This is a genomic window from Anaerotignum sp., assembly GCF_030625865.1.
In the GTDB taxonomy this organism is placed as follows: Bacteria; Bacillota; Clostridia; order Lachnospirales; family Anaerotignaceae; genus Chakrabartyella.
This window is the reverse complement of record NZ_DAOUQB010000061.1, coordinates 1-9,056: the sequence shown is the minus strand read 5'-3', so window position 1 is coordinate 9,056 and position 9,056 is coordinate 1. Positions and strand designations below refer to the sequence as shown.

Genomic DNA, 9,056 nt, shown 5'->3' with positions numbered 1-9,056 from the left:
CTTTCATTTTCAATTCCTCCGCATACCAATTATATCCTAAAAAAATAAAATAGTACTTTGCTTATCATTAATCTTTTTTAATATTTCACAAAAAGCGGTGCCTTTGTATACATTTCCAAATCTCCCTTTGGGCAATTTGGAAAGCCTGGCTTTTGCTATGCGTAAAATTATTCCTAATTTTACTTATAACGGACGGTGTTTTCCACACCTGTATCCACTCCATGCTCTGCATTTCGTGCATTCATTTCCAAATCACCCTTGAGGCAATTTGGAAAGCCCGTTAAAAAGCGGCTCAGGCCATTGCCCGGCCGCTCATATATTTCATGCCAAAGCTAAATCATTTTACTAATTTAGAAATCGTTTTAAAATGAGGTGATTTTGCACCGCCTGTCAATTCAAACAAAGCTGACTCACAAGTCGTTAAAATTGCACCTTCCGCCTTCATTCTTTCCAAAGCAATTTCTTTATCATAGGGATTTCTGGAACCAATGCAATCTGCAACCACAAATACATTGTAATCAGCACCTAAAAGATCAATTACAGTTTGCAAAACACAAATATGTGCCTCCACACCACAAACGAGAATTGTTTTCTTCCCTTGCGCTTTTATCCAAGCGGCAATTTCATCGCACTGAAAACAACTAAATGTGTTTTTTTCCATATACTGAAAAGAATCAATGAAAGCAACCAATTCCGGAACAGTTTCGCCCAATCCCTTAGTATATTGTTGAGATACCCCAAAGGGAACGCCAACCTCGGCCAAACCTTGAACCAATATCCCTGATTTTCTTACAATTTCTTCATTTCCACTAATCACAGGAACTAATTTTTCCTGAAAATCAATAAATAACGCCGCTGTATCCTCTACGCAAATTTTCATTTACTTTTCCTCCTAAAATCAATGACAACTGAACCACATGTTTTCATTTTAGCCCCAGAGAATGGTACCGGAAACCTTGGTATTCCTCTTCTTCCTGTCTGCATAAAAAAACAATTCTCAATATATTTCCTTCTTTTGCCCTATATTTTACATGATTTTAGTTGGATTGTCCATTGTCTTATACATATTTTTGCATATGCTTCAGTGCGCTTTTTTCCAAGCGGCTTACCTGTGCCTGACTAATTCCGATTTCTGTACTCACTTCCGTTTGTGTCTTCCCCTCAAAAAATCTTAAGGAAACGATTTTTTTCTCACGCTCGGAAAGATGGCGCATGGCTTCACTCAGAGATAAGTTCTCAAGCCATAGTTTGTCACCATTTTTCTCATCACTCACCTGATCCATCACAAAAAGAGTGTCACCACCATCATGATAAACAGGCTCATACAAAGAAACAGGATCTTGGATGGCATCCATGGCAGTCACAACACTTTCTCTGGACATTCCCATTGCTCTTGCAATTTCTTCGATTGATGGTTCTTTTTCCCGTTCCGCCATCAAACGTTCCTTTGCCTGCAAAGCCTTGTACGCAGTATCCCTTAATGAACGGCTAACCCGAATAGAATTATTGTCACGCAGATAACGTCTAATCTCGCCAATAATCATGGGACAACAATAAGTTGATGGCATCACTTGCATATTAATATCAAAATTGTCTATCGCTTTAATTAAGCCTACCACGCCAACCTGAAATAAATCGTCCATATTTTCGTTTCTATTTTCAAATCTTTTTATAATGCTCAATACCAATCTTAAATTTCCTTCGATCAATTTTTCTCGGGCAGATTCGTCACCCTCTCGAAATTTAATAAATAATTCTCTAGCCTCCGCACCACTTAAAGTCGGTAAATTTGAAGTGTTAATACCGCTGATTTCTACCTTTCCATAATATCCCATTATGCCCACTCCTATCAAGCAATTTGGTAGCAGAAATGGCAAAACCATTTCAGTTGAAGATATTAAAAATCTCCCCCTGAATGGGATAATTTATACCTTGCAAATATCGTCAATTTCTTTTCAAATCATTCCTTAATTTTGTATATAAAGCTACACCGCTTTTCTGGAAAGAAAAAGAGAGTCACTCATTTGAGCAACTCTCCTTAAAAATAATATAGCCAATTCCTTTTTTTGTGAACCAAAGCAAAAAATACTGCATGGTTTTGCTATTTGTCATTCTACCACTTCTATAAGGATACAAACATTGGAATGGTTTTGTTCTGTCGGCATAACACGCCCTGTGATTCTAGCCCAGCGATAGCTGCCGTCTTTGCAAATCAGACGATATTTTTCGCCCGGAACCTTGTTCTTCCCCCTAGAAAGTGATTGCAAATTTTCTTTCACTTCACCTCTATCCTCAGGATGAATAAATAATAAAAAATTTTTATCTAAGCGTTCTTCAATATCTTTTTTGGTATAGCCAAACATTTCAGAAACCCCGTTATTATGATAAACAACCTCCATATCTTTTGAGAAATCCAGCTCGATTACCGCATTCGGAATACTATTTATCAAATCTGTAAGCCGTTGAACCTTCCTCTCATCCTCAAGAACCTTGCACTTCGCTTCCGTGATATTTTTAATTGCCACATAGAAAAAATATTTACATGCGCTCGTCACAAGAAGCCTTGTCTGTAATTTAAACCATCTAAAATCCTCTTGCTCTTTAGGTTTTGCCATAATCTCACAGAACGTTTCCTCTCCGCTTTTTATGGCCTCCTCAAGCATAGAAATAACCAATTTTTTGTTATCTCCTTCATAAAAATCAAAGAGGCTCTGAACTCTCTCCATATATGCTGTTCTGTTGATTCCGATTTCCGCTAAAAACCGATCATTTATTCTTATCGCAATCAAAGTTTTGTTCTCACTATCATATTCCACGACCGCCGCCCCCCCAATAAAGCGGTTAAACAATAAGGTGGATTGGCAAGTAAAGTTCAGAAAATCAACCGAACCTTCAAAACTCTCTACGAAACCTTCATTTAAGCTGGAAGTTGTTTTTGACATTCCAAGTAACGCCTCAAAATCTGCAATCATCATAGGCCTGGAGAAAAAATACCCCTGCATGAGCAAACATCCGATGCTTTTCAAAAAATCCGCCTGCTCCTTTGTTTCCACACCTTCCGCAAGAACAGGAAGCCTTAGTGCTGTTGCCATACGTACAACGGCATTTAAAACATTTCCGCTTCTTTCATTTTTGTAATCATTCCCCATAAACTTCATATCCAGCTTTAAAATATCAACGGGTACATTTTGCAACATATTTAAAGAGGAGTATCCGCTCCCAAAATCATCCATATGCACTTCTAAGCCATGATTTCTGAGAAGATTAACCGTATTCACCAGCTGTTCTGCATTTTGTGTATAGGCACTTTCTGTAATTTCCAAATGCAATAATGAAGGCTCTAAATTATACTTTGAAAGTAATGTAACAATATTCTCTACCAGATGTGGGTTATAAATATCCCTACGAGAAACATTTACAGAAATAGGAACCAGGGGCATAGCACTGTCCTGCCACCTTTTCAGTATAATACAAATCTGCTCCCACATATATTCATCCAGCCGAGAAATAAAGCCATTTCGTTCAAATAATGGTATAAATCTATTGGGAATAATGGTTCCTTTTCTGGGATGTTCCCAACGAACCAAAGCCTCTGCTCCCACTAACTTACCGGTCTCGTAATTATACTGTGGCTGAAGATAAGGAATAAATTGTCCATCCTTCAAAGCCAGCTCCATTTCATTTAAAATTTCCTGCTGTTCAAGCAACGTTTCCCTCATAGAATCATCAAACCACGCATAACGCTTTCCATAGCTATCCTTAATAGAACGCAACGCTAGCAGTGCCCGATCACACATTAAAGCTACATCCAAGTTAGGATCGGTAATCAAATACAGTCCCACTCGAGATGTATACTCAAAATCTATGGTTTTCAGGTCAGTCATGTAATCATCTATAATTTTCGTAATATCTTCCGGGTCAAATCCCTCTGCCTCCTGACAACATACAAAATGATCTGCATCATATCTGGCATAAGTTTTAATGGATGCATTTTTTTCTTCATACTTTTGAAAAAAATCACCGATTTTTTTCAAATATGCATCCCCTGCTTCGGTGCCAAACCAATCGTTATATACCTTAAAGTTATCAATGTCCCATCGAATCAAAACAAATTTTTTATCAGGATATTTCTGAAGCATTTTGGCTGTATAGCGATGAAAGGCATTCTTATTAAAAAGTCCCGATTTTTCATCGGTGTCCATTAAGCGTAACTCCATCTTAAAAGCCCGATTTTGCTCTGCAAGTTTTTCCGATTCCTTGCGAGCCATAATGTTTTTGATACGGTGAAGAATGATCAGTGGACTAAAAGGTTTTGTCATCACATCAGTGGCTCCGTAAGACAATGCCTTAATCTGAATATCCTCTTCATTATTTGCCGTAATCATGACAGTTGGAATCATACGAAGATGCTCATCTTTTTTCATGGCTTCCAGCACACCAAAGCCGTCCAGCTTTGGCATCATAATATCCAATATCAGAACTGCAACATCAGGAAGCTCTCGCAATTTTTCCAATGTTTCCAAACCATTTACCGCTTCTTCGACACAATACTCTGCCCCAAATATTTTTTTTAGTAACAAACGATTGGGTTCCGCATCGTCCGCAATTAGAATCGTTTTTTTGCTCATCCCTGTATCCATTTATCCATCATGCCCCCCTTGCGGCAACAATGCCCTTCATAACAGAATAATATGCCTCTTCCATTTGGCAAAAAAGAAGTGTTGTTTTTTCTTTATCCGGAGCTTCCTGCTTTCGCAGATAGTCACATAATTCCCCTGTAGTACGATACAAAATCGTCATATCTGTATTTGCCGCAACGCCCTTAAGCGTATGAACACATTCATATAAATCCTTATAGTTTTCTTCCTCCATTGCCTCTTTAGCATTGGCAAAAGTTTTATCTACCAAAAAATTTAATAATATACTCTCATATAACTGTCTGTCACCGAGAAAGCGGGCCACCCCTCTCTCAAGATCAATTCCGGCTTCCTTTAAAACTTTGCTATCCATTTCAAATACCTCCTTTTCTATCTCTCATAAAAAAAGATAGTAATCATCCACCCATAAAAACAGGTATTAATCTCTGGTTGTTCATCAAATGCTGAAATGTATTCGCAGTCTTTCAGTATGAAACAGTCCAAACAATTTATCCATCCCTTAACGCGTTCAACGCCATTTCATAAAAGATGGAATTCTTCCCCAAATTATTTGACATCGTAGCCCTTTCATGTATCTACCCCATATCTTTGGCCTTTTTATCGCTTGCCTTATTCCTATTATATTTTTTCATGTGTCTATAAGATACTCTTAAATTCATATCATCAAATCGAATGATAAAATTCACTCAAAATAAGTAATTAAAACAATATTAATATCTTATTATAGCAAGTTTTGCCATTATAATCTACAAATTTATTGCATCTTTTGTTTCACGTTCCAATATATAAAAGAAAAATTCTTAAAGCGGAAACACAATTAAATATCAAATCATGATGATTTATTTTTTACTTCTTCTCTTAAATTCTGTGCCTTCAAATACCAACTTCCTTTTCGTCATTATTTTTGATCAGAACAATTACCCTTCCCTTCTTCCCCCCAAAAATTAATTACTATCTCTGTTACAGACAAATTTCTAATTCACCAATTTTCTACTCCTTCATATTCTATAGTAAAAGTAGGTACAAGTTATTGCACTGTAATACGAAGGGGGGGTAAAAGATGAACGGACAAAATCAGGCTCGAGGTAGAGAATGCAGATGTTGTAGATGCTGTAGATGTTGTAGATGCTGTAGATGCTGTAGATGCTGTAGATGCTAGAAATCGAAAAAGAGAAAGGAGTATATATGATGAGCGGACAAAATGATTCTCGTGGCAGAAGGCATAGATGTTGTTGCTGCTGTTGTTGCTGCTGTTGGGGTTGTTGTTGCTGCTGCAGATATTGGTGGTGGCAAAGATGGTGGATGTTGCAGCAAGGCATATCACCCGAAGATATAGATGCATTTGAAACAACTGAAGCATTAGAAGAAATAAACAGACCTGAATAACAAGATGTCTTCCAGCTCACCAAGAATAGTTCATTCTTTTAAAAACTCTTTAAACCCAATCAAATAAGAACTGTCATCCTTTGATGGCAGTTCTTATTTAAGATAAACAAAATAATCCGAAAATCAATCAAAAAAATATTTACACTCTACTTATCTTTCTTGCATCTGGAAAAGCACTTTTTGTCCCCCGATTGATATAATAGGAGTATAAATCTATAGGGAGGTCGTTTCCATGCGCCCTATCGTTTCTTTAGAGGATATCAGCCTTAGGTATCACAGCATCAATGGTGAAACAGTGGCTGTTTCGGATTTGTCTCTTTCCGTTCAATCAGGTGAATTTCTTAGTATCGTTGGTCCAAGTGGATGCGGGAAATCCTCCATTCTTTCTATGCTTGCAGGACTGATCATTCCTTCAGAGGGCAAGATATCTGTAAACGGAGAAATTGGGTATATGCTTCAAAAAGATTATCTATTGGAGTGGCGTACCATACGCAATAATGCCCTTTTAGGGTTGGAAATACAAAATAAACTTACCCCCGAAAATATGGCATATGTAGAAACATTGCTTAATCAATATGGACTTGGCGATTTTAAGGATCATTACCCTTACCAACTTTCAGGAGGCATGCGCCAAAGAGTTGCATTAATTCGTACATTAGCTATACGCCCCGACATTCTTCTTTTGGATGAACCATTCTCCGCATTAGACTATCAAACACGTCTATCCGTTTCGGACGAAATTGGAACCATCATTCGGAAAGAAGGAAAAACTGCAATTTTAGTCAGCCACGACATTTCTGAGGCAATTAGTCTGGCTGATAGAGTAGTCGTTCTTTCTTCCCGTCCTGCACAGGTAAAAAAAATATATAATATTAAACTTTCTATTGAAGAATATAGTCCCATGAAGGCACGAGAAGCGCCAGAGTTCCGAGAATATTTTAACGCAATTTGGAAGGAGCTGGATGTACATGTGGCATAAAAAAAATACAAATTCCATGTCTTCAGAACAAGCGGCATTTTTAAATCGTTTACGTAAAAGGAAAAACGCTGTTCACGGAATACAGTGGGTACTTCTTGTTGGTTTTTTTCTTCTTTGGGAAATTGCTGCTCGTTTGGACTGGATTGACCCATTTATTTTCAGCCAGCCAAGCAGAATGCTATCCGCCGGTATTCAGATGGGGAAGGACGGCTCCCTTTGGACACATATTGGAACAACCCTTTGGGAAACGGTAGCTGGTTTTGTTTTGGGAACAGTCATAGGCACATTAACTGCAATTTTGTTATGGTGGAACCGCTTTATTTCAGATGTTGCTGAACCCTATTTAGTTGTTCTTAATTCTCTGCCGAAAACTGCCCTTGCCCCAATCATTATTGTTTGGCTAGGTAATAATCAAACTTCAATTATTGCCGTTGCATTATTAACCTCTGTTATCGTAACTGTAATGAGTGTTCTAAATGGCTTTTTACAAGTTGATGCCGAAAAAATAAAATTAATTCAAATTTTTGGTGGAACCAAAGCACAGATTTTAAAAAAAGTAGTATTTCCCGCAAATATCCCCTGTATTTTAAATGCACTGAAAATCAACGTGGGGCTATCCTTTGTTGGTGTTATCGTTGGGGAATTTTTGGTTGCACAATCCGGCTTGGGATTCTTAATTGTTTATGGTAGCCAGATATTTATATGGTTCTACAAACTGTATGTATCAATCCGCCAACCGCATTTCCATTTTCCGATTATTCACCCGTACCACCTGAACCTTTATTTCAGGGAACAAATCAAACTCAAATACCAATTCCCCGGGAAATACCCGTATCCTCTGAATGTTTTCCGCCACCTTATCTATACTTAAACTTTTATCCGCAATATCAAAAACTTCATTTTTCAAAGCATTCATTCGGAATTCCAATTCTTCTCTTTCCTTACCAACTCTGTCCACCTCTGCAATTTTGGCATCCGTTTTTGCTAATTCCTCTTGAAAGGATCTGTCTTTCATTTTAAATAAATCTTCTGAAATGACACCGTCCAGCATCTTGTCAAGCAAAGCTTCTCTCTTCGCCATAATTGCGGCTCTTTCCTTTTCAAAAGTACCCTTATCCAAAGCATCATCATCGGCCAAAACTTGCTCCAAAATCAACATTGCCTCTTTTACAATGGCTCTGTCCCCACTAAAGATTTTTTCTGCAACCAGATATAACGCATCGTTAAGATCTTCCTCTTTTAAGTGAATATTATCGCAGCCATCATCCGTATGTAATTTAATTTTTGCTTTCCCTACATTGGTGTTGTTGGTTTTTCGCCCTCTGCGCACATAACGAGAACAAGACCAATATACAATTTGACCCCCTGCCGCATTTCTTCGGAAACGCTTCCAATAAACCTCACCACACTCCCCGCAAATAATCTTACTGGAAAGAACCGAATTACCACTTTTACGCCCAATGCGCTTTCCTCCATTTTCAACGGATCTCTTGTCAATCTCAGCGTTTGCTTTTACCCATACCTCTTCGCTTACAAGTGCCGGGACTGCATTTTCATGGAGAATCCACTCCTCCTTGGGGTTGTGAATGGCCTTTTTTGCATTAAAATCATAATGCATTTTGTTCATAACCGCCGTACCCATAAATAGGGGATTTCTAATAATTTTCCTTACCGTTGCCTCGGGGAAGGCATTGCCGGAACGTCCTTTAATTCCCCGCAAATCAAGCTCTTTGCAAATGGTGCGGCTGCCATATCCCTGTAAGCACAACTCAAAAATCAGCTTCACCACTTCCGCCTCTTTTTCATTCACAACAACCTCTTTGTTTACCTTGTCATATCCCCAAGTATTTGAAGTAATCAGAACACGGCCGCCATTGCTCTGCCTGTTCCGGTGGGCATTATTTATTTTCTTGGATAAATCTCTGGAAAACTCCTCTGCAAGAATGGCCTTTATCCCTGTAATGAGGGCATCATCGGGGGTATAAAACTTATTTTCCAAATAAAAATAAAGCTGCTTCCCACTTTGAACCAAC

Annotated in this window: 7 protein-coding genes and 1 pseudogene; 3 read left to right on the top strand and 5 right to left on the bottom strand. The window is 38.2% G+C overall.

Annotated features, from left to right (window positions below):
- Nucleotides 1–337: 337 nt before the first annotated feature.
- From P9Q65_RS12525 to P9Q65_RS12510, 4 genes are all read right to left on the bottom strand, one after another.
- Entirely contained in the window at nucleotides 338–880 is a 543-nt protein-coding gene (locus tag P9Q65_RS12525; RefSeq protein WP_304509801.1) for an isochorismatase family protein, read from the bottom strand.
- A gap of 178 nt (nucleotides 881–1,058) precedes the next feature.
- Nucleotides 1,059–1,838, bottom strand: coding sequence for an RNA polymerase sporulation sigma factor SigG (gene sigG, locus P9Q65_RS12520; protein WP_334307206.1), 780 nt, complete (start codon nucleotides 1,836–1,838; stop codon nucleotides 1,059–1,061).
- A gap of 270 nt (nucleotides 1,839–2,108) precedes the next feature.
- Nucleotides 2,109–4,640 carry an EAL domain-containing protein gene (locus tag P9Q65_RS12515; protein ID WP_304509798.1) on the bottom strand — a complete coding sequence of 844 codons (2,532 nt, stop codon included), beginning with the start codon at nucleotides 4,638–4,640 and terminating at the stop codon, nucleotides 2,109–2,111.
- Nucleotides 4,641–4,647: 7 nt separating this feature from the next.
- On the bottom strand, nucleotides 4,648–5,010 hold the full coding sequence (locus tag P9Q65_RS12510; RefSeq protein ID WP_304509796.1) for an Hpt domain-containing protein: 363 nt from the start codon (nucleotides 5,008–5,010) through the stop codon (nucleotides 4,648–4,650).
- Nucleotides 5,011–5,859: 849 nt separating this feature from the next.
- On the opposite strand from P9Q65_RS12510, the gene P9Q65_RS12505 reads away from it, so the two are divergent.
- The 3 genes from P9Q65_RS12505 to P9Q65_RS12495 all read left to right on the top strand — a co-directional run bounded on the left by P9Q65_RS12505 (nucleotide 5,860) and on the right by P9Q65_RS12495 (nucleotide 7,894).
- The gene (locus P9Q65_RS12505; RefSeq protein WP_304509795.1) at nucleotides 5,860–5,994 is read left to right on the top strand and encodes a hypothetical protein; all 135 of its coding nucleotides are present in this window, start codon (nucleotides 5,860–5,862) and stop codon (nucleotides 5,992–5,994) included.
- A 282-nt stretch (nucleotides 5,995–6,276) separates the two neighbouring features.
- Nucleotides 6,277–7,023, top strand: a complete 747-nt coding sequence (locus tag P9Q65_RS12500) for an ABC transporter ATP-binding protein (RefSeq protein WP_304509793.1) — start codon at nucleotides 6,277–6,279, stop codon at nucleotides 7,021–7,023.
- Entirely contained in the window at nucleotides 7,013–7,894 is an 882-nt protein-coding gene (locus tag P9Q65_RS12495) for an ABC transporter permease (RefSeq protein WP_304509792.1), read from the top strand. Before P9Q65_RS12500 ends, P9Q65_RS12495 begins: the two co-directional genes overlap by 11 nt.
- A 468-nt stretch (nucleotides 7,895–8,362) precedes the next feature.
- Here the strand turns inward: P9Q65_RS12495 and P9Q65_RS12490 are convergent.
- A pseudogene (locus P9Q65_RS12490) lies at nucleotides 8,363–8,809 on the bottom strand (recombinase family protein); the annotation flags it as partial.
- Between the last annotated feature and the right edge of the window lie 247 nt (nucleotides 8,810–9,056).

What these genes read in the sequence shown, in the direction of transcription:
- P9Q65_RS12495 (WP_304509792.1), top strand. Translation starts at nt 7,013, where the DNA reads ATGTGGCATAAAAAAAATACAAATTCCATGTCTTCAGAACAAGCGGCA.
- P9Q65_RS12525 (WP_304509801.1), bottom strand. Translation starts at nt 880, where the DNA reads ATGAAAATTTGCGTAGAGGATACAGCGGCGTTATTTATTGATTTTCAG.
- P9Q65_RS12510 (WP_304509796.1), bottom strand. Translation starts at nt 5,010, where the DNA reads ATGGATAGCAAAGTTTTAAAGGAAGCCGGAATTGATCTTGAGAGAGGG.
- P9Q65_RS12515 (WP_304509798.1), bottom strand. Translation starts at nt 4,640, where the DNA reads ATGGATACAGGGATGAGCAAAAAAACGATTCTAATTGCGGACGATGCG.
- P9Q65_RS12500 (WP_304509793.1), top strand. Translation starts at nt 6,277, where the DNA reads ATGCGCCCTATCGTTTCTTTAGAGGATATCAGCCTTAGGTATCACAGC.
- P9Q65_RS12505 (WP_304509795.1), top strand. Translation starts at nt 5,860, where the DNA reads ATGATTCTCGTGGCAGAAGGCATAGATGTTGTTGCTGCTGTTGTTGCT.